The following is a 21,568-nucleotide window of genomic DNA, read 5'->3' on the forward strand; positions in this document are numbered from 1 at the left end:
ATCTCACCGTGTCGGCATTCAAGGCGTCTTGATGAAGCGGACGTTGTCCTTCTTGATCAGGATCGTTTCGCCATTGAGCTGCTCGAATTCGTAGTAGTCATTGTATTTGTCGTAATCAGAGTGATCCTTCACCAGGATTTCGCTGCCATCCTGCAGCGTCACCACGGCCTTGTCGGCGCATCCGGCGAGACCGAGCAGCAACAGGCTGGTGAACAGGGCTTTGAACTTCATAGCATCTCCACAACAAGGCATCGTGCCTGGCCTGGACAGCAAAGGGGCCGAAGGTACGGTGAGTTGCCAGTGAGACCATCGAAGTGTCAGGAAATTCCGAAGCTCGCGATCAGGTGTCGAGCCATACGTCGCGTGCCCAGGTCCAGACCGAGTCCCAGGTCTCTTCGGTGAGCTCGCCGTCGGCCCAGAGCACCACTTCGCCGTCCTCGGCCACCGCGTAATAGTCGTCACCATCGGCGCAGAGCGGGATCAGCTCGCGCGGCAGGCCCATGGCCCAGGCCACGGCGGCCACTTCCGGCAGGTAGGTATGGGACTGCGGATCGGTCACCGTAACCGGCTCCAGACGCCCATAAACCACGTCGCTGACCTGCAGCAGAAATTCGCGGAATTCCGACGGAATGCCAATCAGCAGGGCTTCTTCGATCTCCACCAGCAGTTCTTCGTCCGGCAATTCCAGCGGGACGGGAACCGGTTCGTTCGCTTCACGCAGTTTCTCGATCACATCTTCCACAGGCGGGGCCTCTCTACGTCTGGATGGTGGCGCGCTTTATACAGTAGTAGCCGGCACTTCGCGCAAGGCCACTGCCGTGGCGGTGGCCGGACGGGCGGTTGGAGTGGTGTTGGTGCCTGAGAGCGCCCTCACCCCAGCCCTCTCCCAGGGGGAGAGGGGGCCGTTCGGCGAGTTCGGATACACCGGCGTCAGCCGGCAAGTCCAAGCGACCAGGGCGGATGCTGAATCTTCCGGCCGCTCCAGCCTGCCCCCTCTCCCTCCGGGAGAGGGTTGGGGTGAGGGCAAGTCGCCGCGCCGGACTTCATCGGGAAACGAAAAAGCCCGGCAAGGCCGGGCTTTTCCAGTGTTGCGTGCAGGATCAGTTCTGACGGATACCCGCCACCAGCCAGGGCTGGTTCTCGCCCTGGGCACGCTCCATGCGCCAGCTTTCGCTGAAGGGCTCGCCCTGGTCGAAGCGCGAGGTCTTCGACACGCCGCTGAAGGTCAGGGTGGCGATGGTCTTCTCGGCGTTGTCGTCCACGCCTTCCAGTTGCACATCGAGGTTGTCGATGTAGGTGGACTGGTAGCCGTCGCCCAGGTCGGCGCGCTCCTGCTTGAGGAATTGCAGCATCTGCGGGGTGACGAACTCGGCGATCTTGTCCATTTCGTTGGCGTCCCAGTGCTGCTGCAGGGCCATGAAGTGCTCGCGGGCGGCGCCGACGAAGCGGGTTTCATCGAACCAGCTCGGCGCGTTGATCACCGGACGGGTATCCATGACCGGACGGGATGCGCCACCGAAGACCGACGGCTGGGTCGGCATTTCACGCTGCATCGGCGCATGTCCACCTGCCATGGCGGGCTGGTGACCTTGCTGCTGGCGGCGACGGGAGGCGATGAAGCGGAAGGCGATGAACGCGATCAGCGCGATGATCAGGATGTCCAGGAACTGCATGCCCTGGAAGCCGTCGCCCATCAGCATGGAGGCGAGCAGGCCACCGGCGGCGAGGCCGGCCAGCGGGCCGAGCCAGCGCGAAGCGCCGCTCTTGGCGGCGGCGCCGGCAGCACCTGCGGCGGCACCGGTCGCGGCCGGGGCGGCGGTGGGGGAAGTCGGGGCGGCAGAAGGTTGCGCCTGGCGGGTCTGGTGGCTCGGCGCCGAGCCCATGCTCTTGCCGCCACCGAAACGCTTGGCGGCGTTGACGTCGAGGCTGAGCGTCACGGCGACACAGAAGGCCATGGCAAGGCTGAGAAAGCGCTTCATCGTTGTCATTCTCTTGGTTGGTATTCGACGCGCGTCATGTTGCCGAGCAATGCCTTAGAGGACCAGTCGGATTTTGTTTCGCGCTGTTGCCCTGTCTTTTTCGGGCTCGCCGCTTAGATGGGGTCTATGGATTCCCTTTCCAAATCAGTCTGTTACTGATTTTTTCAGAGCCGCCCGCCGGTCGGGTCGGGTGTTAGGCTTCGCTGAGCGAGGCCATTCGCCGCGCGATCCCCAGACCCCACGCCGCGAGGACCGCCGACCATGCATGCCATCGACTTCATCCAGGACCTCGCGGTGATCATGCTGATCGCCGGCTTCGTCACCATCCTCTGCCACCGCTTCAAGCAGCCGGTGGTGCTGGGCTACATCATCGCCGGGGTGATCATCGGCCCGCACACCCCGCCCTTCGCCCTGGTGCACGACCAGGAGACGATCAAGACCCTCGCCGAACTGGGGGTGATCTTCCTGATGTTCTGCCTGGGCCTGGAGTTCTCCCTGCGCAAGCTGTTCCAGGTCGGCGCCACGGCGTTCATCGCCGCGTTCCTGGAAATCACCCTGATGATCTGGGCCGGCTTCGAGATCGGCCGGCTGTTCGACTGGAACACCATGGACTCGCTGTTCCTCGGCGCGATCCTGGCGATGTCCTCGACCACCATCATCATCAAGGTGCTGGGCGACCTGAAGATGAAGAACGAACGCTTCGCCCAGCTGATCTTCGGCGTGCTGATCATCGAGGACATCCTCGGCATCGGCATCATCGCGCTGTTCTCCGGAATTGCGGTGAGCGGCACGGTGGAAGCCGACCAGGTGTTTTCCACGGTCGGCAAGCTCAGCCTGTTCATGGTCGTCGCGCTGGTCGTCGGCATTCTGCTGGTGCCGCGCCTGCTGGCCTACGTGGCGAAGTTCGAAAGCAACGAGATGCTGCTGGTGACGGTGCTGGGCCTATGCTTCGGTTTCTGCCTGCTGGTGGTGAAGCTGGAATACAGCATGATCCTCGGCGCCTTCCTGATCGGCGCGATCATGGCCGAGTCGCGCCAGCTGGTGCAGATCGAACGCCTGATGGAGCCGGTGCGCGACATGTTCAGCGCGATCTTCTTCGTTGCCATCGGCCTGACCATCGACCCCAAGGTGCTGGTGGACTATGCCGCGCCGATACTGGTGATCACCCTGGTGGTGGTGGCCGGCAAGCTGGTGTCCTGCGGCGCTGGCGCCTTTATCGCTGGCAACGACGGGCGCACCTCGATGCGTGTCGGCATGGGCCTTTCGCAGATCGGCGAGTTCTCCTTCATCATCGCCGCGCTGGGCATGAGCCTGGGCGTGACCAGCGACTTCCTCTACCCGGTGGTGGTCGGCGTGTCGGCCATTACCACGCTGCTGACGCCCTACCTGATCCGCTCCGCCGACCCGCTGGCGCTGTACCTGGGGCGCAGCCTGCCGTCGCCCATGGTGCGGGTGTTCAGCCTGTACGGCGAATGGCTGCGCAGCATCAAGCCGCGTGGCGACAAGGCGATCCTCGCCGGGATGATCCGCCGCATCCTGCTGCAGGTGGGGGTGAACCTGACCCTGGTGATCGCCATCTTCTTCGGCCTGGCCTACTTCGCCGGGACCATTTCCCAGTGGCTGGCCGATATCGTCGAGCAGGAAGCGCTGCACAAGGCACTGGTCTGGGGCGCCGCGCTGCTGCTGTCGCTGCCGTTCCTGATCGCCGCCTACCGCAAGCTCAAGGCGCTGGCGATGCTGCTGGCGGAAATGGGCGTGAAGGCGGAAAGCGCGGGCCGCCATACGGCGCGGGTGCGCCGGGTGATTTCCGAGCTGATCCCGCTGCTGTCGCTGGGCGGCATGATGCTGCTGCTGGCGGCGCTGAGTTCCAGCATCCTGCCGCCGGGTGAGCTGCTGGTCGTCGTGGCGCTGATCGCCGCGCTGGTGATCGCGGTGTTCTGGCGCTGGTTCATCCGCGTGCATTCGCGGATGCAGGTGGCGCTGATCGAAACCTTCGAGCAGAACGGCGGTGGGCATCACCCTTGATGTCGCTGCCGAACGGGGCGTAGGAGCGGACTCTGTCCGCGATGTTCCGAGCTCGCTGAGAGCTATCGCGGACGGAGTCCGCTCCTACGTATCCCGGTGAGTTCGCTACTAGCGCGTCAGATCGCTTCCAGCTTCGCGTAACCCATCATCAGCCACTTGCTGCCCTCGCTGTCGAAGTTCACCTGCACCCGTGCCTGGGCGCCGGAGCCTTCGAAGTTGAGGATCACGCCGTCGCCGAACAGCGGATGGCGCACGGACTGGCCGAGGCTGAAGGGCGTGTCGGGCACGCTGGCGCCGCTGAACAGGTTGCCGCTGCGCTGGTTGCCGGACAGCGGACGGCTCACCGAATTGGACAGGCGCACTTCCTGGATCAGGCTCGGCGGGATTTCGCGGACGAAGCGCGAGACCTTGTTGTAGGTCTCGCTGCCGTACAGGCGGCGGGTTTCCGCGTAGGTCATGACCAGACGGTGCATGGCGCGGGTGATGCCCACGTAGGCCAGGCGGCGCTCCTCTTCCAGACGGCCCGGTTCTTCCAGACTCATCTTGTGCGGGAACAGCCCTTCTTCCACGCCGGCGAGGAACACCAGCGGGAATTCCAGGCCCTTGGCGCTGTGCAGCGTCATCAGCTGCACGCTGTCCTCGAAGGCGTCGGCCTGGGTGTCGCCGGATTCCAGCGCGGTGTGGTCGAGGAAGGCCACCAGCGGGGGGGTGTCCTCGTCGTCCGGGGTCTCGAAGGCGCGGGCGGCGCTGACCAATTCTTCCAGGTTTTCCACCCGAGCCTGGCCTTTCTCGCCCTTTTCTTCCTTGTGGTAGGTGATCAGGCCGGATTGCTCGATGACGATCTGGGTCATCTGGTGCAGCGGCATGCCTTCCACCTTCAGCGCGAGCAGGTCGACGGCTTCGAGGAAGCCGCTCAGCGCACTGGCGGCGCGGCCGGCCACGGCCTTGGCGGCGATCACGTCGTTGATCGCGCGCCACATCGAGGTGCCGTTCAGGCGCGCGGCGTTGCGGATCGCCTCGACGGTTTTCTCGCCGATGCCGCGTGGCGGCACGTTGATCACCCGCTCCAGCGCGGCGTCGTCGTCGCGCAGGCGGATCAGGCGCAGGTAGGCCAGGGCGTTCTTGATCTCGGCGCGCTCGAAGAAGCGCTGGCCGCCATAGATGCGGTAGGGGATCTTTTCCCGCAGCAGCGCCTCTTCCAGCACCCGGGACTGGGCGTTGGAGCGGTAGAGGATGGCGATTTCGCTGCGCTTGAGGCCGTCCTTGCGCAGGGCGTCCTCGATCGTCTCGACGATGTAGCGCGCCTCGTCGTGCTCGTTGAAGCCGGCGTAGAGGGTGATCGGATCGCCGTCGACGCCGTCGGTCCACAGCTCCTTGCCCAGGCGCCCGCTGTTGTTGGCGATCAGGGCGTTGGCGGCCTTCAGGATGGTCGCGGTGGAGCGGTAGTTCTGCTCCAGGCGGATGTCCTCGGTGCCGGCGAAGTCATCGGCGAAATGCTGGATGTTCTCGATCTTCGCGCCGCGCCAGCCGTAGATCGACTGGTCGTCGTCGCCCACCACCATCAGGCTCTCGCCGCCCTTGGCGAGGAAGCGCAGCCAGGCGTACTGCACGGCGTTGGTGTCCTGGAACTCGTCCACCAGGATATGGCGGAAGCGCCGCTGGTAGTGCTCCAGCAGGCTCGGGCGGTTGCGCCAGAGGTCCAGCGAGCGCAGCAGCAGCTCGGCGAAGTCCACCACGCCGGCGCGGGCGCAGGCTTCTTCGTAGGCCTGGTAGATGCTGACCATGGTCGACAGGTACAGGTCGCCACTGGCCTGGATGTTCTGCGGGCGGTTGCCCTCGTCCTTCTGCCCGTTGATGAACCACTGCGCCTGGCGCGGCGGCCAGCGCTGTTCGTCGAGGCCCAACTCGCGCACCACGCGCTTGACCAGGCGCAGCTGGTCGTCGCTGTCGAGGATCTGGAAGTTCTCCGGCAGGTTGGCTTCCTGCCAGTGCGCGCGCAGCAGGCGGTGGGCCAGGCCGTGGAAGGTGCCGACCCACATGCCCGCCGGGTTGATCCCCAGCAGCTGCTCGATCCGCGCGCGCATCTCGGCGGCGGCCTTGTTGGTGAAGGTCACGGCCAGGATGCTGTGCGGCGAGGCGCGCTCGACCTGGATCAGCCAGGCGATGCGGTGCACCAGCACGCGGGTCTTGCCGGACCCGGCGCCGGCGAGCACGCGCTGGCGCCCCAGCGGCGCGGCCACGGCCTGGCGCTGCGGGTCATTGAGGGAGTTGAGCAGGAGGGAGAGGTCGTCATTCATGGGGCGGCATTCTACCGGTGGGGCCGAAACCCGGGCAAACCGGACCGCCGTTCGGCGGATTCCCGACGAAAGTTGGGCAGGCAGCCGGCGAAATGCCATCTGTGATGCTGTCAGCGGAGGATTGTCCTCGGTTATGCTCCGCCGACTCTTAGGCCAGAACCTACAAGAAAAACTGCCTATGACAGCGTATGTAGAGCCTTCGGCGATCCCGGTGAGCCATGCCGAGATCCGCCAGCAGTATGCTCACGAAATTGCCGTCGAACGCACCCGCCTGCTGTATCAGGGGTCGCGGATTCCGACGCTGCTCATGCTGCTCAACGGCCTGGCCTGTGCCGGGCTGCTGTGGGAACGGGTATCCACCGCCCTGCTCAGCGGCTGGCTGGTATCGCTGGTGCTGCTGGCCGTGCTGCGGCTGATCCAGGTATCGGCCTTCCACGCCGCCAGCGCCGAGCGCCAGGCCAGTCCGCACTGGCAACGCGCCTTCCTGTTCGGCGCCGGTGCCTCCGGCCTGACCCTGGCCTTTGCCGCCATCGCCCTGGTGCCGGCGGACGCCTTCCTCCAGCAATCCCTGGTATTCGGCCTGATCGCCGCCGCCATCCTCTCGGCCAGCGTGGCCTACGCGGTCAGCCTGCCAGCCTTCCTCACCTTTGCCTTGCCCTGCCTGTTCCCCTCGATTTCCTACCTGCTGCTCAGCGAAAACCCGCTGCAGCAGGGCTGGGGCGTGCTCGGGGTGATCCTGCTGGCGGCGCTGCTGGTGGTGGCCTGGCAGATTCACCGGCTGGTCCATACCAGCCTGCTGCGGCGCTTCCAGGCCCAGGCGCTGGTGGCGCACCTGGAGCGTGCCAAGGGCCAGACCGAAGCGCTGAACCAGGACCTGGAGCGCGAAGTCGAGCAGCGCCGCCGCGCCGAACGCGAGCTGTGCCGCGCCCGCGACGCCTTGCAGGCGCGGGTGGAGGCCGGCAGCGCGCAGCTCAGCAACACCGAGGCGCGCCTGGCCCTGGCGCTGGAAGCCAGCGAGCTGGGGCTGTGGGATTGGAACCTGCTGACCGACGAGGTGCATCACTCGCACCTGGAGGAAATCTTCGGCATCACCCAGGCGGCGGTGAAGAGCGTGCGCAACGACCTGCGCCCGCGCCTGCACCCCGACGACCTGCCGCTGCTGCGCCGTGCGCTGGTCGAACACCTCAAGGGCCGTACCGATGGCTACCGCATCGAATACCGCGTGCGCCACGCCGACGGCCATTGGGTCTGGGTCGAAGACCGTGGCCGGGCCATGGAGCGTGACGAGTCCGGGCAGGTCACGCGGATGGTCGGCACCCGCTGCGACATCTCCGCCCGCAAGCTGCGCGAGGAAGAACAGCGCCTGGCCGCCACGGTGTTCGAGGCCGCCAGCGAAGGCATCATCATCCTCGACCCGAGCTACCGCCTGCTCGCCCTCAACGAAGCCTTCACCCGCCTCACCGGCTACCGCCGCGAAGAACTGCTGGGGCGCAATGTCAGCCGCCTGATGGGCTCGGCGGAAACCCTGCGCCGCTACCAGGCGATCCGCACCGAGCTGGAGTGCCAGGGCACCTGGCAGGGCGAGCTGATCGAGACCCGCAAGAATGGCGAGCTGTACCCGCAGTGGCTGCAGCTCAACGTCGTGCGTGACGGCCGTGGCCAGGTGACCCATGTGGTCGGCTTCTTCGCTGACCTCACCGCCCGCCGCGATGCCGAGGAGCGCCTGCGCTACCTGTCGCACTACGACGAACTCACCGGCCTGGCCAATCGCAGCCTGTTCAAGGAGCGCCTGCACGAAGCCAGCCAGCGCGCCCGCCAGGAAGGCCGCACGGCGGCGCTGCTGCTGATCGACCTGGACCGCTTCAAGCTGCTCAACGACAGCCTCGGCCACGAAGTCGCCGACCAGTTGCTGCGGCAGATGGCGCGGCGCATGACCCAGACGGTACCCGAGGCGGACACCATCGCCCGGCTGTCCGGCAACGAATTCGCCGTGCTGATCGACTCCTACGCCAGCCTCGCCGCGCTGGCGCGCCTGTCCAGCCGCCTGCTGGCCAAGCTCCGCACGCCGATGACCGTGGGCGGCCACGAACTGGTGATCAGCGCCTCGGTGGGCATCAGCCTGCTGCCGGAGAACGCCTGGGAAATCTCCGCACTGATGAGCCAGGCAAACATGGCCATGCACCACGCCAAGCACCTGGGCGGCAACACCTTCCAGTTCTTCACCGACAACCTGCAGGCCTGCACCCTGGAGCGCCTGCAGCTGGAAACCCGGCTGCGCAAGGCCATCGACGAAGGCCAGCTGGACGTGCACTACCAGCCCAAGCTGAACCTCGCCAACGAACGCCTGGACAGCGCCGAGGCGCTGGTGCGCTGGCGCCACCCGGAGCTGGGCATGGTGCCGCCCAGCGACTTCATCGGCCTCGCCGAGGAAACCGGACTGATCGGCGCCATCGGCGAGTTCGTCCTGCGCCGCGCCTGCCGTCAGGCCCGCGACTGGCAGCGCCAGGGCCATGAACTGCGGGTCTCGGTGAACCTCTCGGTGCACCAGCTGCGCACCGGCAACCTGGTGGACCTGGTGCGCACCGTGCTGGAAGAGACCGGCCTGCCGTCGCACCTGCTGGAGCTGGAGCTGACCGAAAGCCAGCTGCTGGACAACGTCGAGAGCGTCACCACGACCTTCCGCCAGCTACGCGAGATGGGCGTGAAACTGGCCATCGACGACTTCGGCACCGGCTATTCCTCGCTCAGCTACCTGAAGCGCTTCCCGGTGGACTACGTGAAGATCGACCAGACCTTCATCCGCGACCTCTCCGAGCGCGGCGAGGACGCAGCCATCACCCGGGCGATCATCGCCATGGCGCACAGCCTGGAGCTGAAGGTGGTGGCGGAGGGCGTCGAGCAGGCCGAGCAGCTGCGCTTCCTGCGCGCCCACGGCTGCGACGAGATCCAGGGTTATCTGATCAGCCCGCCGCTGGCGGCGGGGGATTGCCTGGAATTGCTGGGGAGCGTCGGCCGGCGCTGAGCGCGCCGGCCGCGCGGGGTGTCACTTGAGGGTGACGATCCACTCGGCGAGGGTCCTGGCCTCCTCCGGGCTGACGGCGTTGGCCGGCATCGGGATCGGACCCCAAACACCTTTGCTGCCCTTCTCGATGCTGTTGCTGATGTGTGCAACACCGTCGGTGCCGTACTTCGCCGCGACTTCCTTGAAGGCCGGGCCGACCAGTGTCTTGTTGACGGCATGGCAGGCCACGCAGGCCTTGGTCTTGAACAGTTCCTCGCCGGTACTGGCCGTGGCCGTCGTCTGGACCAGCAGTCCGCCGAACAGCAGGGCAACCAGGGCTTTGTTCATGAAATCTCCTCCTCGGGGCTGGGCGCCGGAGCGCCGGTCGATGACGCCGGCTTCCCGCCTGGCATCCGGGGCGATTCTAGGAGCGCCCTGAACGGCCCCGGCTTGATGGCGATCAACAACCCTTCGCGCCTTGCCCTATGTGTGAAGCGGGTCTGGTCAGCGTCCACGGCCGCCGCCACGCCTCAGCCCGGACGGTTGGCGCCGAGGAACAGCAGGTTGTTTTCCAGGTGGATGTGCTGCATCAGGTCGCGGCGCAGCTCTTCCAGCCCGGCGTAGAGCCGGCGCCAGCTGTTGCAGCCGTCGGCGGGGACGCTGAGGTCGCCGGTCAGATCGGCCAGTACCGCCAGTGACTGCGAATGTTCGTCGTGCTCATGACGCATCACGCCGATCGGCCCCTGCACGTGGGTCAGCGGAATACCCTGGCGTAGCCAGGGGAACAGCACGCTTTCCTCCTTGCACATGTGCCATTCCAGTTCTTCCTGCATCTTCTTCAGGTGCGCGGTCAGCCCGGTCGGGCATTGCGGGTGCGCGGCGTGGGTGTTCTCGACGCGCTCGGCCAGCGGGATCAGCGCCGGCAGCTGTTCGCGGTGGACCTTGTGGTAGCGCTCGAGGATGTGGTCGATCAGTTGGTCATTGCTGCTGTGCCGCCAGTCGGCCTGCTCGTTTGCCGGCGGCAGGGCCTGCAGCTCGGCGGCGATGCGTTGGCCGTCGAGACCCTGTTCGCTGGCCGCCTCGCCGAGGCTGCGCTGGCCGGCGCAGCAGAAGTCGAGCTTGTAGTCGTGGAACAGCGCGGTGCTGCCCGGCAGGCTGAAGGCCAGGTCGCTCAGGGTGCGTTCGGTCAGGTTGTCGGTCATGGCGGGGCTCGGGGGGAGATTGGCGGTCACGGCGGTGATTTCCGTAGGTTCGCCGCAGCATACCGTTCAAGCGCTGCGGCGAGACTTGAGGGGAATCAAGGGATGTCCCGGACCAGGCGGAATCCCAGGTTGTCCGGTGGTTGCCCGGCGCTGCAACCGCCGCCACGGGCATCGCGGACGAAATCGTTGATGGCGGCGCGGTGGCGGCCTTCGGCGATGCGGATCGAACAGTACTCGGCGCGCTCGGTCTGAATGCCCTGCGCATCGAGATTGACCCGCTGGTGGCAGCTTTGCGTCCATTCCCAGACGTTGCCGCCCAGATCGGCCACGCCGAACTCGTTCAGCCCGTGGCTGCCGCGTACCTGCGGCTGCGCCGAGGCACTGGTGCGGCTCTCGGCTTCGAGGCGGTAGCGGGCCAGCCAGCGTCGGGCCGGATTGCTGCCGTCATCCTCTTCGATGCGCAGGGCATCGTCGGCCCAGCGCGAGCCGGCGAAGAAGGCCCACTCGCGGTCGGTGGGCAGGCGCCAGTCCTGGCCGGTGCGCCGGGACAGCCAGGCGGCATAGCGCTGTGCATCCAGCAGGCTGGCGCCGGTTTGCGGCAGGTCCGCGCTGCTGTTGCTGTCCAGGGGCAGGCAGTCGCCGTCGGCCACGCAGCGGACGTACTCGGCCTGGCTGACCTGGTATTTCATCACCTCGAAGCGCGGCGCCAGCCGTTCACGCCGCGAAGGGGCATCCACCGCGCGCTTCTCCCGCCAGTAGTCGCCGGCGGGGCGGAAGTCGAAGTCGCGCGGCACCAGCTTCACGGTTTCCGGTGCCAATTCGGTGTCGTACTGCGGCTGCAGCAGGGTAGCGGCGGCGATCAGCAGTGCGAGGGATGCGCCGATCAGGGTTGTCTTGCGCATGGCGGTAATGTCCGGGGCATAGCCTGGAAAGGGCCGGCCCCCGCGGGCCGGCCTCGGGCCTTACTTGATCGCCGTTGGCGGCTCGATCTGGCTCATCAGGTCGGCGTTCCACTGGCCTTCGACCTGGATGTGGGCGGCGGCACCCAGCAGGACGGCCTCGATCAGGTTGTGGTTGAGATAGGTGTACAGGCCCGGCTGCAGGAAGGTGTAGAGCGACGCGCCGGCCGCGCCGCCGGGGATCAGCCAGGTTTCCAGGTCCTGCTCCGGCGGGTTGTTGAACTTGCCGGTGGCCCAGACGTGGTCGCCATGGCCGCCGATCAGGTGTGGGCGGGTATCGCGGTTGGCCTGGGAGTGCACCAGCAGCATCGTCTCGCCGACCTTGGCGGTGAGCGCATTCTTGCCGGTGAGGGCGCCGACCTTGCCGTTGAACACGATGTGGCTGGGAATCAGCCCTTTCATGACCTCCTGCATGTCGTTGTAGCCGTCCATCGGCTTGGCGTAGCGCTTGAAGTTGCCGTCCTTGTCGCGCGGGACGTAGAAGTCCTGCTCGCCGATGTAGAACACCTTGTCGTATTTCAGCGGCCGGCCTTCGCGGTCCTTCAGGCCGTCGCGCGGCAGCACCATGATCGCGCCGTTCATGCCCGAGACCACGTGCCAGGGGATCATCGCCCCGCCCGGCGCGCAGTGGTAGACGAACACGCCGGGGCGGGTGGCCTTGAAGCGCAGCTTCACTTCCTCGCCGGGCTGGATGATGGTCAGCGCGCCTCCGCCCAGGGCGCCGGTGGAGGCGTGGAAGTCGATGTTGTGGGTCAGGGTGTTGCTGGCCGGGTTGACCAGGGTGAGTTCGACGTAGTCGTCCTGGTGCACCACCATCAGCGGCCCCGGGACCGAGCCGTTGAAGGTCATGGCGTGGATCTCGGTGCCGTCGTCGTCGATGACCAGCTTCTTCTCCTCGATGACCATGCGGAACTCGACCACGCGCGGCTTGCCCGTGGCGCGCTGCTCGTGCGCATGGACGAACGGCGGGGCGACCAGTTCGACCTTGACGTGCTCCAGCGTCGACAGGTCGGGCGCCGGCCCCATGCTCTTCGGTGCCGGCTCGCCCTTGGCGAAAGCGCGCGTGCTGCCGAGCATCGAGCCGGTGACGCCGAGGACCACTGCGCCGGCCAGCAGGGTGCGCCGGGAAAGGGACATTTCTTCCTGATCTTGCATGGGTACTTCTCCGTAATGGACGAACTGTCGTCGAGCACAGAGATACGCCTTGGGCCGGAATCTTCTTTGCGCCGGAGCAAACAAGCCCACAGTCGGACAACGTGTCGCAGGCACTGTTGTGCAGTAGCTCCCATTTACAGTCTTGCAACGATGGATACGGGCAAGGAAGAAGACGGCGAGGTAAGATTCTGCTCACTGAGTTAACCCCCCGCGCCTGGTGTGCGGGCCCCAACGGACAAGGACCCTCCATGCGTCTGCACGGACTTACCCTGCTGGCCCTGACCATTGGCTGCCTCGGCGTGCAGGAAGCGCGCGCGAGCAGCGACGATTCCTGCTACCCGAGCTGGAACCTCAAGCGCGACACGCTGGACGTGTGCAACAGCCTGCCGTTCCTGAGCCCCGGCAACGACAGCCGGATCAACCTGCAGCTGCTGCTGGCCGACGCCGGCCAGGCGAACCTCCCGGACCGGCCGCTCTCCGACGACGAGCAGCAACTGGGCTACGGCAAGGTGCCGTTCCCGATGGCGCGCCTGCTCGACGATGGGGCGCCCGGCGATGGCGACGGTTCGGCCGGTGTTACCCAGTCGTCCGCGCCGCTGGCCGACCTGGTGGCGCGCATCGGCCTGCCGGCGGACAGCCTGGCGCAGTCCGCCGACAGCTTCGCCAGCGGCGAAGGCAGCCGCTGCCGCAGCAACAACGCCAGCACCGCCCAGGACTTCCTCAGCCAGCTGCTGCTCGTCGAGGGGCTGCCCGCCGAGGAGCGGCAGAGCCTGGCGCGCGCCCGCCTGACCCTGCTCGGCGCCTGCCAGTGGGACGACACCCAGCTCACCGTCATCCTGCCCAGCGACCTGCAGTCCGCGCCGGGCAAGGCTTTCGCCACCTACCTCAAGGGCGCTGCGGAGTTCTACAGCGGTCGCTTCGGCGAGGCGCTCAAGGCCTTCCGCGCCCTGCAGGACAGCGACCTGCCCTGGCTGCAGGAAACCGCGCGCTACATGATCGCCCGCAGCCAGCTCAACGAGGCCCAGCAGAACGCCTTCGACGACATGGGCTACCCCGACCTGCGCAAGGTCGACAAGAACGGACTGAAGAACGCCGAGGCGAGCCTGGGCGACTACCTCAAGCGTTATCCACAGGGCCAGTACGCCGGCTCGGCCCAGGGCCTGATGCGCCGCGTCTACTGGCTGATGAGCGACGAGGGCCGACTCGCCGGGGAATACGCCGAGCTGTTCGCCCGTCACGACGCGGACCTCGCGCCGCTGATCCAGGAAGTCGACAACAAGCTACTGGTCACTGCCCATCCGGCGGACGTCCGCGATCCGCGCCTGCTGGCCGTGCTCGACCTGATGCAGATGCGCCATCACGAACCGAACGAGCCGCGTGCCCTGGACAGTGCCGGGCTGGCGGGGCAGAAAGAGCTGTTCGCCAAGCAGCCCGGCCTGCACGGCTACCTGACGGCGGCTTACCAGCTGTACGTGGAGGAAAAACCGGCCGATGCGCTGAAATCCCTCCCCGAAGAGCTGCCGAACAAGCTCGACTACCTCGCCTTCAGTCAGCAGGTCCTGAGGGGCTTCGCCCTGGAAGCCGGCAATGACTGGATCGCCGCCGAGAAGCTCTGGCTGCGCCTCCTGCCGCTGGCGAAGCAGCCGATGCAGCGCGACCAGCTGGAGTTGGCGCTGGCCTTCAACTACGAGCGTAGCGACCGCCTGGTGAAGGTCTTCGCCGAGGGCTCGCCGGTGCAGACGCCGATCGTCCGCGAGATTCTCCTGCGCCACGTCGCCGGCCCCGACCTGCTGCGCCAGCAGGCGCGCTCCACCTCGGCCTCGGTCGAGGAGCGCGATACCGCGCTGTTCGCCCTGCTCTACAAGGACCTGCTGCACGGCCAGTACCAGGCCTTCATCGACGACCTCGCACTGCTGCCGTCCGAGCCGGCCCGCAAGCCGCTGGGCGCCAGCATTGGCTACCTCTACGGCAGCATGCCGCTGACGCTGTTCCAGTGGCCGGGCGGCAAGAACGACACCGGCTACGAGTGCCCGGCGATCGTCGACGTCGCCCGCGACCTGCAGCAAAGCCCGCAGCCGCCGAAGGCGCTGAACTGCCTGGGCGAGTTCATCCTGCGCAACAACCTGGACGGCTTCCCGCTGGACAACCCGCCGAGCGAGCGTGAACTGGGTGGCGGCGAGTCGCTGTTCCCCGGCACCGCCTATTCGCGCATGGACGGCTACCTCAAGATCATCGCCGACAAGCAGGCGCCGGAAGACGATCGCGCCTACGCCCTGTTCCGCGCGATCAACTGCTACGCGCCCAGCGGCTTCAACGGCTGCGGCAGCCAGGACATCGCCCCGTCCCAGCGCAAGCAGTGGTTCCGCACCCTGAAGAGCCAGTACGCCGCCACGCCCTGGGCGAAGGCGCTGAAGTACTACTGGTAAGCCGATGCTGCGTGCCGTCGCGGTCGCCCTGGCGCTGCTGCTGGGCAGCGCCGGAGCCGCTGCAGGCGAGGTGGATGCCGCCGACCACGATGCCTTCTGGCTATGGAGCGGCGTCGCCGCGCAGCCGGTGCTGGCCCAGGCGCGCACCCTCTATGTGCTGCAGGGCCAGGTCAGCGCGCCGCGCTACAAGGACGGCAACGCCCGGCTGATCGCCCAGGGCATCGCCATTCCACGCCTGTCGAAGGGCGAGGTCTGGGTGGTCTACCGCGCCCATACCCTGCGCTGGCACGAGGATATCTACCGCACCCTGCTGGCCCAGCTGCGCCGCTGGCGTGCCGCCGGCAATCCGGTGGTGGGCGTGCAGATCGACTTCGACGCGCGCACGCGCTACCTGGGCGAGTACGTCGAATTCCTCGAGGACCTGCGCAAGCGCCTGCCGGCGGACTGCCGGCTGAGCATCACCGGGCTGATGGACTGGGGCAGCAACGCCGCGCCGGAAACCATCAATCGCCTGGCCGGCGTGGTGGACGAGGTGGTGGTGCAGACCTACCAGGGGCGGCACACCATTCCCAACTACGCGGCGTACTTGCCGCGCGTGGCCCGGCTGCAGTTGCCGTTCCGCATCGGGCTGGCGCAGTACGGGGAGTGGCAGGCGCCGGATTACCTGGCGCGGAGTCCGTGGTTCAGGGGGTATGTGGTGTTTCTGCAGAATCCGTGAGGACGCTCCGCTCTTCGTAGAATCGAGGGAGACGCCTAGTTCTTGCTCGCGAACCGTTTGCGCACGGGCTTTCCCCTCACCCCAGCCCTCTCCCGGAGGGAGAGGGAGCCGTCCGTGCCGGCTGACGCCGACGTTTCATCCTGTGCCGATCAGTCCCCTCTCCCCTTGGGAGAGGGTTAGGGTGAGGGTGCTCTCAGGCGAAACGCAGTGCGTTCAACTCCCGCCACACCCGCACTTGCCGCAGTCATTCCCGCAACCACCGGCCGATACCGACTCCCGTGCATCCCTCGTGGTCCCGCCATTCAGATTGCGCATCAGCAGCGCGTACTGCAGGTCCAGCCCCTCGGGAACCGGCAGATAAACCACATGCCCATCCCCCGGCGCCACGCCGATGGATTCGCCCCGGCTGTTCTCCAGCGCCTGCAAATGCAGCGTGCGGTTGCCCGCCGGGGTCATCAGCTCGACGCTGTCGCCCACTTCGAAACGGTTCTTCACCCGCACTTCGGCCAGGCCGTTGCGGCGCTCGCCGGTGAACTCGCCGACGAACTGCTGGCGCTCGGACAGCGATTGGCCGTACTGGTAGTTCTGGTATTCGTCGTGCACGTGGCGGCGCAGGAAGCCCTCGGTGTAGCCGCGATGGGCGAGGGACTCCAGGGTGTCCATCAGGCCGCGGTCGAAGGCGCGTCCGGCGACGGCATCGTCGATGGCCTTGCGGTAGGCCTGGGCGGTGCGCGCGACGTAGTAGTGGGACTTGGTTCGGCCCTCGATCTTCAGCGAATGCACGCCCATCTGCGTTAAACGTTGTACATGCTGGATGGCGCGCAGGTCCTTGGAGTTCATGATGTAGGTGCCGTGCTCGTCCTCGAAGGCCTCCATCAGCTCGCCGGGGCGGTTGCCTTCTTCGAGCAGGAAGATGTCCTTCGTTGGTGCACCGATGCCCAGGGTCGGTTCGATGTTGCGCACCGCGTGGCCCAGTTCGTCCTCATGGGCGGCGTGGGTCTGGTACTCCCAGCGGCAGGCGTTGGTGCAGGTGCCCTGGTTCGGATCGCGGCGGTTGATGTAGCCCGACAGCAGGCAGCGCCCGGAGTAGGCCATGCACAGCGCGCCGTGGACGAAGACTTCCAGCTCCATGCCCGGCACCCGCTCGCGGATCTCGCCGATTTCTTCCAGCGACAGCTCGCGGGACAGGATCACCCGCTTGAGCCCCTGCTGGCGCCAGAACTCCACGCTGGCCCAGTTCACCGCGTTGGCCTGCACCGAGAGGTGGATATCAACCTCGGGGAAATGCTTGCGAACCAGCATGATCAGGCCGGGATCGGACATGATCAGCGCATCCGGTCCGAGGGCGATCACCGACTCGACGTCCTGCAGGAAGGTCTTCAACTTGGCGTTGTGCGGGGCGATGTTCACCACCACGTAGAGGCGCTTGCCCAGGGCGTGGGCCTCGTGGATGCCGGTGGCGAGGTTGGCGTGGTCGAATTCGTTGTTGCGCACTCGCAGGCTGTAGCGCGGTTGGCCGGCGTAGACGGCATCGGCGCCGTAGGCGAAAGCGTGGCGCAGGCTCTTCAGCGAGCCGGCAGGGCAGAGCAGTTCGGGGGAAAACGGAGTGTGGGACATGGTGGCGGAGCGGGCTGTGGATAAAGGCCGCCACTCTAGGGAAATCAGGGCTTGCGGGTGATGAGCGAGGTCAACGGATGCTCTATCCGCTCCCCGCGACGGCATGGCCGTCCTGCTCTTCGTAGGATGGGTGGAGCGCAGCGATACCCATGCTGCCGGCGCGCGGAATTGATGGGTATCGCTTCGCTCCACGCCATCCTACGCAGCGTTCATCCTGCGAAGTTGGGTTGGCGCATCACTCCAGCCATTTGCGGCCCTGCAACTCCAGCAGCGTCTGCGCCTGCTCCGGCCCATTGCTGCCGGCCGGGTAGGGGCGCGGGCTCTGGTAGTGCTCCTGCCAACCGGCGAGGATCGGGTCGACCCAGCTCCAGGCGGCTTCCACCTCGTCGCGGCGCATGAACAGCGTCGAGTCGCCCTCGATCACGTCCAGCAGCAGGCGCTCGTAGGCGTCCCAGCGGCGCTTGTTGCGGCTGAAGGCCTCGGCCAGGTTGAGGTCCAGTTCCACCGGCTCCAGCTGCATGCCCTTGCCCGGTGCCTTGGCCATCAGCTGCACGCTGATGCGCTCTTCCGGCTGCAACCTTATCCACAGGCGGTTGGCGGTGCTGGCGGCGCCGATCAGGCCGTTCGGCGCCGGCTTGAACTGGATGACGATCTCCGAACACTTCTTCGCCATGCGTTTGCCGGTGCGCAGATAGAACGGCACGCCGGACCAGCGCCAGTTGTCGATCTCGGCCTGTACGGCGACGAAGGTCTCTGTATCGCTGTCGTTGTCGACATTTTTCTCGAACCAGTAGGCCGGCACCTCCTGCCCGCCGATGTGCCCGGCGGTGTACTGGCCGCGCACGGTCTTGTCCTGCACGTCCTGCCCGGAAATCGGCTTGAGCGCCTGGAGGATTTTCACCTTCTCGTTGCGCACCGCTTCGGCGTCGAAGCGCACCGGCGCTTCCATCGTCACCAGGCAGAGCAGCTGCAGCAGGTGGTTCTGCACCATGTCGCGCATGGCGCCGGCCTGGTCGTAGTAGGCGCCGCGGTTCTCCACGCCCAGGGTCTCGTTGACGGTGATCTGCACGTGGTCGATGTGCCCGTTGCGCCACACCGGCTCGAACAGGGTGTTGGCGAAGCGCAGGGCCATCAGGTTCTGCACGGTTTCCTTGCCCAGGTAGTGATCGATGCGGAACACCCGAGATTCGTCGAATACCTCGCCGATGGCCTGGTTGATCGCCAGCGCCGAGTCCAGCGAATGGCCCAGCGGCTTCTCCAGCACGATGCGCGCCAGGGGGCCGGCCAGCCCGGCGACCTTGAGGTTCTGCGCGATCGGTGCGAACAGGCTCGGCGCGGTGGCCAGGTAATGCACCAGCACGCGGCCTTCGCTGCGCTTGAGCGCCTTGGCCAGACGGCCGAAGTCGGCGCTCTGCGAGGCGTCCATCGCCAGGTATTCCAGGCGTTGGGCAAAACTGCGCCAGGCCTCGGCGGAAAAGTCGTTGCGCGCCACCTGGGCGCGGCAGTTGCGTTCGGCCAGGGCGAGGTAGGAGGCGGTGTCGCGGTTACTGCGGGCGAGGGCGAAGATCCGCGTATCGGCCGGCAGGCGGTTTTCCCGGTGCAGGTGGTAGAGCGCCGGCAGCAGCTTGTGCAGGGCGAGGTCGCCGCTACCGCCGAACACCAGGATGTCGCAGGAGCCGGGGAGACTAGGGCTGGCGGGCGTATTCAAGACTTATTCCCTGGGCGTGGCGTGTCGATTTGTAGTATAACTACAACAAGACTACAGAATTCTCAGACAATCATCACCGAGCCTACCCCTGTGAACCTTTTGCAGCACATTGCCCAGTCGCGTCATCTGCTCCGCAAGTCGGAGCTCAAGGTTGCCGATCACGTGATGCAGGACCCTGCATCGGTCATGCACAGCTCCATGGCGGACCTCGCCCATGGCGTTGGCGTCAGCGAGCCGACCATCGTGCGCTTCTGCCGCGCCATCGGCTGCAGCGGTTTCCAGGACCTCAAGCTCAAGCTGGCGCAGAGCCTGGCCGCCGGTGCCAGCTTCGGCCAGTTCTCGATCAACGAGACCGACTCGGTGGCGGACTTCAGCCTGAAGATCTTCGACACCACCCTGCACTCGCTGATGGAAGTGCGCGAGCACCTCGATACCCACGCCCTGGAGCGCGCCATTGCGGCCATCGCCCATGCCCAGCGCGTGGAGTTCTACGGCTTCGGCGCGTCCGGCGCGGTGGCGGCGGATGCCCAGCACAAGTTCTTCCGCCTGCTGCTCTCGGCGGCTGCCTATTCCGACCCGCACATGCAGGCCATGTCGGCGGTGACCCTCAAGCCCTCGGACGTGGCCATCTGCATCTCCCAGTCCGGCCGCTCCAAGGACCTGCTGGTGACCGCCAACCTGGTGCGCGAGGCCGGCGCCACGCTGATCACCCTGTGCCCCAGCCAGACCCCGCTGGCGGACCTCGCCACGGTCAACCTGGCGGTGGACGTGCACGAGGACACCGACATCTACACCCCGCTGACCTCGCGTATCGCCCACCTGGTGGTGATCGACGTGCTGGCGATGGGCGTGGCCATGGCCCGCGGCCCGGACCTGGTGAATCACCTCAAGAGCGTGAAGCGCAGCCTGCGTAGCCTGCGCCTGTCGCCGAAAGTGGTGAAGAGCCACGAGGAGCGCCCGGAAGAGGCGTCCTAAGCGCTTTTGTGTAGGAGCGAGGGGGACGCCTAGTTCTTGCTCGCGAATGGATTTTCCGGCGGCTTCAGGGTTGGACGGTTCGCGAGCAAGCTCGCTCCTACAAAACCAGCCTGACTACCGCCCGTCGGCGTCACCGGTGCTTCACCGCCACGTCGTCAAACGGTCATCCGTCGTCAGCATGCTGGCGTCTCCAGCCCTTCGGCCTTGGGAGATGCGAGATGCCCCGCCATATCGACGACACCCAGCTCCAACTGGACGCCAAGACCCGCCGCAAGATTGAAGATCAGCGGCGCATGCAGTTCCGCCGCGCCATCGAAGACCGCATGGAGGCGCAGCGCCTCGCCGTGGAAACCTCCGATTACCCCGACCTGATCGCCGTCGCCTACCTCACTTCTGCGCGGGCGGGCCGGCGAAGCGCTCGGCCAGCTGGCTGATCAGCGCCCGCTCTTCACGGATGAAGGCGACGAACGCCTGGGCCACCGGGCTCAGGCGCTTGCCGCGGGCGTGTACCAGACACCAGCTGCGGTACAGCGGCAGCTCTTCCACCGGCAGTTCGCGCAACAGGCCCGAGTGCAGTTCGCGGCTGACCGCATGGCGCGGCAGCAGCGCCAGGCCCAGGCCGGCCAGCACGCCTTCCCGCGAGCCCTCCAGCGAGGCGAATTCCAGCGTCTGCGGGAAATGCGCGCGCTTCTGCTGGAAGTGTTCCTCGCAGGCCTTGCGCGTGCCCGAACCGGGCTCGCGGACCAGCAGCGGGTAGGGCTCCAGGTCCTTCAGCGACAGCTTGGCCGCGTTGCACAGCGGGTGGTCCGGCGGCGCCACGGCGACGATCGGGTTGTTCAGGAAGGGCAGGAACTCCAGGGCCATGTCCTGCGGCACCAGGGACATGATCACCAGGTCGTCGCGGTTGTCCGAGAGACGCTTGATCGCCTGGGCGCGGTTGACCACCGTGAGGTTCAGGCTGACATCCGGGTGCTGCGCGTGGAAGGCGGCGAACAGGTGCGGAGTGATGTACTTGGCGCTGGACTCCACCGCCAGACGCAGCTGGCCCTGCAGCGAACCCTTGAGGTCGGAGAGGTTCATGTCCAGCACTTCCAGGCGCTGGAAGATGTCGTTGGTGGCGCGCAGCAGGGCGTCGGCGGCGTCGGTCTGGTAGAGCTTCTTGCCGATGTATTCGAACAGCGGCTGGCCGACCAGTTCTTCCAGCTGGCGAATCTGCAGGCTGACCGCCGGCTGGGTCAGCGCCATTTCCTCGGCCGCCCGGCTGTAGGAACGGCTTTCGCACACTGCGCGGAAAACCTGCAGCTGGCGAAGGGTCATACGCATCAATGACTTACGCATAGAAGCCTGTCTTTTGGCGGTATTTTTGAATGACTATAAAGCATTCTTTATGGCTACCCCAATAATTATTGATTTTGGTTAATCCTCCTTCCCGCGCTAGGGTAAATCCCACGCCGGAACCCGCTCCGGCCCACACGTCCAGCTGCCGCCACCGGCGCTGCCGATTGG

At 66.4% G+C, this 21,568-nt stretch carries 17 protein-coding genes; 6 read left to right on the forward strand and 11 right to left on the reverse strand.

Annotation, left to right across the window (positions count from 1 at the left end):
- Window positions 1-18: 18 nt before the first annotated feature.
- From J5M67_RS09040 to J5M67_RS09050, 3 genes are all read right to left on the reverse strand, one after another.
- Window positions 19-231 carry a YgdI/YgdR family lipoprotein gene (locus J5M67_RS09040; protein WP_015479678.1) on the reverse strand — a complete coding sequence of 71 codons (213 nt, stop codon included), beginning with the start codon at window positions 229-231 and terminating at the stop codon, window positions 19-21.
- Between the two features lie 109 nt (window positions 232-340).
- On the reverse strand, window positions 341-742 hold the full coding sequence (locus J5M67_RS09045) for an SMI1/KNR4 family protein (protein WP_207884961.1): 402 nt from the start codon (window positions 740-742) through the stop codon (window positions 341-343).
- Between the two features lie 358 nt (window positions 743-1,100).
- Entirely contained in the window at window positions 1,101-1,979 is an 879-nt protein-coding gene (locus J5M67_RS09050) for a Tim44 domain-containing protein (RefSeq protein WP_207884962.1), read from the reverse strand.
- Between the two features lie 261 nt (window positions 1,980-2,240).
- On the opposite strand from J5M67_RS09050, the gene J5M67_RS09055 reads away from it, so the two are divergent.
- Window positions 2,241-4,004, forward strand: coding sequence for a cation:proton antiporter (locus J5M67_RS09055; RefSeq protein ID WP_207884963.1), 1,764 nt, complete (start codon window positions 2,241-2,243; stop codon window positions 4,002-4,004).
- A gap of 116 nt (window positions 4,005-4,120) precedes the next feature.
- On the opposite strand, the gene uvrD is transcribed toward J5M67_RS09055, so the two are convergent.
- On the reverse strand, window positions 4,121-6,301 hold the full coding sequence (gene uvrD, locus J5M67_RS09060) for a DNA helicase II (protein WP_207884964.1): 2,181 nt from the start codon (window positions 6,299-6,301) through the stop codon (window positions 4,121-4,123).
- Window positions 6,302-6,479: 178 nt separating this feature from the next.
- Here uvrD and J5M67_RS09065 point away from each other — a divergent pair, with 178 nt between their 5' ends.
- Window positions 6,480-9,323: an EAL domain-containing protein gene (locus J5M67_RS09065; RefSeq protein WP_207884965.1), complete on the forward strand. Its 2,844-nt coding sequence runs from the start codon at window positions 6,480-6,482 to the stop codon at window positions 9,321-9,323.
- A gap of 21 nt (window positions 9,324-9,344) precedes the next feature.
- Here the strand turns inward: J5M67_RS09065 and J5M67_RS09070 are convergent, their stop codons facing one another.
- The 4 genes from J5M67_RS09070 to nirK all read right to left on the reverse strand — a co-directional run bounded on the left by J5M67_RS09070 (window position 9,345) and on the right by nirK (window position 12,489).
- Window positions 9,345-9,650, reverse strand: a complete 306-nt coding sequence (locus tag J5M67_RS09070) for a c-type cytochrome (RefSeq protein WP_207884966.1) — start codon at window positions 9,648-9,650, stop codon at window positions 9,345-9,347.
- A gap of 182 nt (window positions 9,651-9,832) precedes the next feature.
- Entirely contained in the window at window positions 9,833-10,504 is a 672-nt protein-coding gene (ytfE, locus tag J5M67_RS09075) for an iron-sulfur cluster repair protein YtfE (protein ID WP_207884967.1), read from the reverse strand.
- A 95-nt stretch (window positions 10,505-10,599) separates the two neighbouring features.
- Window positions 10,600-11,406 (reverse strand): SUMF1/EgtB/PvdO family nonheme iron enzyme, encoded by an 807-nt coding sequence (locus tag J5M67_RS09080; protein WP_207884968.1) that lies wholly within the window; start codon window positions 11,404-11,406, stop codon window positions 10,600-10,602.
- A gap of 60 nt (window positions 11,407-11,466) precedes the next feature.
- Window positions 11,467-12,489, reverse strand: coding sequence for a copper-containing nitrite reductase (gene nirK, locus J5M67_RS09085; RefSeq protein ID WP_243434594.1), 1,023 nt, complete (start codon window positions 12,487-12,489; stop codon window positions 11,467-11,469).
- A gap of 377 nt (window positions 12,490-12,866) precedes the next feature.
- On the opposite strand from nirK, the gene J5M67_RS09090 reads away from it, so the two are divergent.
- A complete protein-coding gene (locus tag J5M67_RS09090; RefSeq protein WP_207884970.1) occupies window positions 12,867-15,044 on the forward strand; it encodes an outer membrane assembly lipoprotein YfiO in 2,178 nt (725 codons plus the stop codon).
- A gap of 4 nt (window positions 15,045-15,048) precedes the next feature.
- On the forward strand, window positions 15,049-15,762 hold the full coding sequence (locus tag J5M67_RS09095; RefSeq protein WP_207884971.1) for a DUF3142 domain-containing protein: 714 nt from the start codon (window positions 15,049-15,051) through the stop codon (window positions 15,760-15,762).
- 213 nt (window positions 15,763-15,975) lie between these two features.
- Here J5M67_RS09095 and yegQ read toward each other — a convergent pair whose 3' ends face one another.
- Window positions 15,976-17,379, reverse strand: coding sequence for a tRNA 5-hydroxyuridine modification protein YegQ (gene yegQ / locus J5M67_RS09100; protein WP_207884972.1), 1,404 nt, complete (start codon window positions 17,377-17,379; stop codon window positions 15,976-15,978).
- A gap of 235 nt (window positions 17,380-17,614) precedes the next feature.
- Window positions 17,615-19,087, reverse strand: a complete 1,473-nt coding sequence (zwf, locus tag J5M67_RS09105; RefSeq protein WP_207884973.1) for a glucose-6-phosphate dehydrogenase — start codon at window positions 19,085-19,087, stop codon at window positions 17,615-17,617.
- 90 nt (window positions 19,088-19,177) lie between these two features.
- Here zwf and hexR point away from each other — a divergent pair, with 90 nt between their 5' ends.
- Together hexR and J5M67_RS09115 are read left to right on the forward strand one after the other, a co-directional pair.
- Window positions 19,178-20,062 carry a transcriptional regulator HexR gene (hexR, locus tag J5M67_RS09110; protein WP_152227592.1) on the forward strand — a complete coding sequence of 295 codons (885 nt, stop codon included), beginning with the start codon at window positions 19,178-19,180 and terminating at the stop codon, window positions 20,060-20,062.
- Between the two features lie 218 nt (window positions 20,063-20,280).
- On the forward strand, window positions 20,281-20,496 hold the full coding sequence (locus tag J5M67_RS09115; protein ID WP_207884974.1) for a PA3496 family putative envelope integrity protein: 216 nt from the start codon (window positions 20,281-20,283) through the stop codon (window positions 20,494-20,496).
- Here J5M67_RS09115 and J5M67_RS09120 read toward each other — a convergent pair.
- Window positions 20,450-21,385 carry a LysR family transcriptional regulator gene (locus J5M67_RS09120; protein ID WP_207885002.1) on the reverse strand — a complete coding sequence of 312 codons (936 nt, stop codon included), beginning with the start codon at window positions 21,383-21,385 and terminating at the stop codon, window positions 20,450-20,452. The genes J5M67_RS09115 and J5M67_RS09120 overlap by 47 nt on opposite strands.
- Window positions 21,386-21,568 lie beyond the last annotated feature (183 nt).

The organism is Pseudomonas sp. 30_B (assembly GCF_017491605.1).
In the GTDB taxonomy this organism is placed as follows: domain Bacteria; phylum Pseudomonadota; class Gammaproteobacteria; order Pseudomonadales; family Pseudomonadaceae; genus Pseudomonas.

Bases quoted from the DNA above. Each gene is read 5' to 3' on its own strand.
- J5M67_RS09055 (WP_207884963.1), top strand. From the start codon at position 2,241: ATGCATGCCATCGACTTCATCCAGGACCTCGCGGTGATCATGCTGATC.
- nirK (WP_243434594.1), bottom strand. From the start codon at position 12,489: ATGGGGCCGGCGCCCGACCTGTCGACGCTGGAGCACGTCAAGGTCGAA.
- uvrD (WP_207884964.1), bottom strand. From the start codon at position 6,301: ATGAATGACGACCTCTCCCTCCTGCTCAACTCCCTCAATGACCCGCAG.
- J5M67_RS09080 (WP_207884968.1), bottom strand. From the start codon at position 11,406: ATGCGCAAGACAACCCTGATCGGCGCATCCCTCGCACTGCTGATCGCC.
- ytfE (WP_207884967.1), bottom strand. From the start codon at position 10,504: ATGACCGACAACCTGACCGAACGCACCCTGAGCGACCTGGCCTTCAGC.
- J5M67_RS09115 (WP_207884974.1), top strand. From the start codon at position 20,281: ATGCCCCGCCATATCGACGACACCCAGCTCCAACTGGACGCCAAGACC.
- yegQ (WP_207884972.1), bottom strand. From the start codon at position 17,379: ATGTCCCACACTCCGTTTTCCCCCGAACTGCTCTGCCCTGCCGGCTCG.
- J5M67_RS09070 (WP_207884966.1), bottom strand. From the start codon at position 9,650: ATGAACAAAGCCCTGGTTGCCCTGCTGTTCGGCGGACTGCTGGTCCAG.
- J5M67_RS09120 (WP_207885002.1), bottom strand. From the start codon at position 21,385: ATGCGTATGACCCTTCGCCAGCTGCAGGTTTTCCGCGCAGTGTGCGAA.
- J5M67_RS09050 (WP_207884962.1), bottom strand. From the start codon at position 1,979: ATGAAGCGCTTTCTCAGCCTTGCCATGGCCTTCTGTGTCGCCGTGACG.
- J5M67_RS09040 (WP_015479678.1), bottom strand. From the start codon at position 231: ATGAAGTTCAAAGCCCTGTTCACCAGCCTGTTGCTGCTCGGTCTCGCC.
- J5M67_RS09095 (WP_207884971.1), top strand. From the start codon at position 15,049: ATGCTGCGTGCCGTCGCGGTCGCCCTGGCGCTGCTGCTGGGCAGCGCC.
- J5M67_RS09065 (WP_207884965.1), top strand. From the start codon at position 6,480: ATGACAGCGTATGTAGAGCCTTCGGCGATCCCGGTGAGCCATGCCGAG.
- J5M67_RS09090 (WP_207884970.1), top strand. From the start codon at position 12,867: ATGCGTCTGCACGGACTTACCCTGCTGGCCCTGACCATTGGCTGCCTC.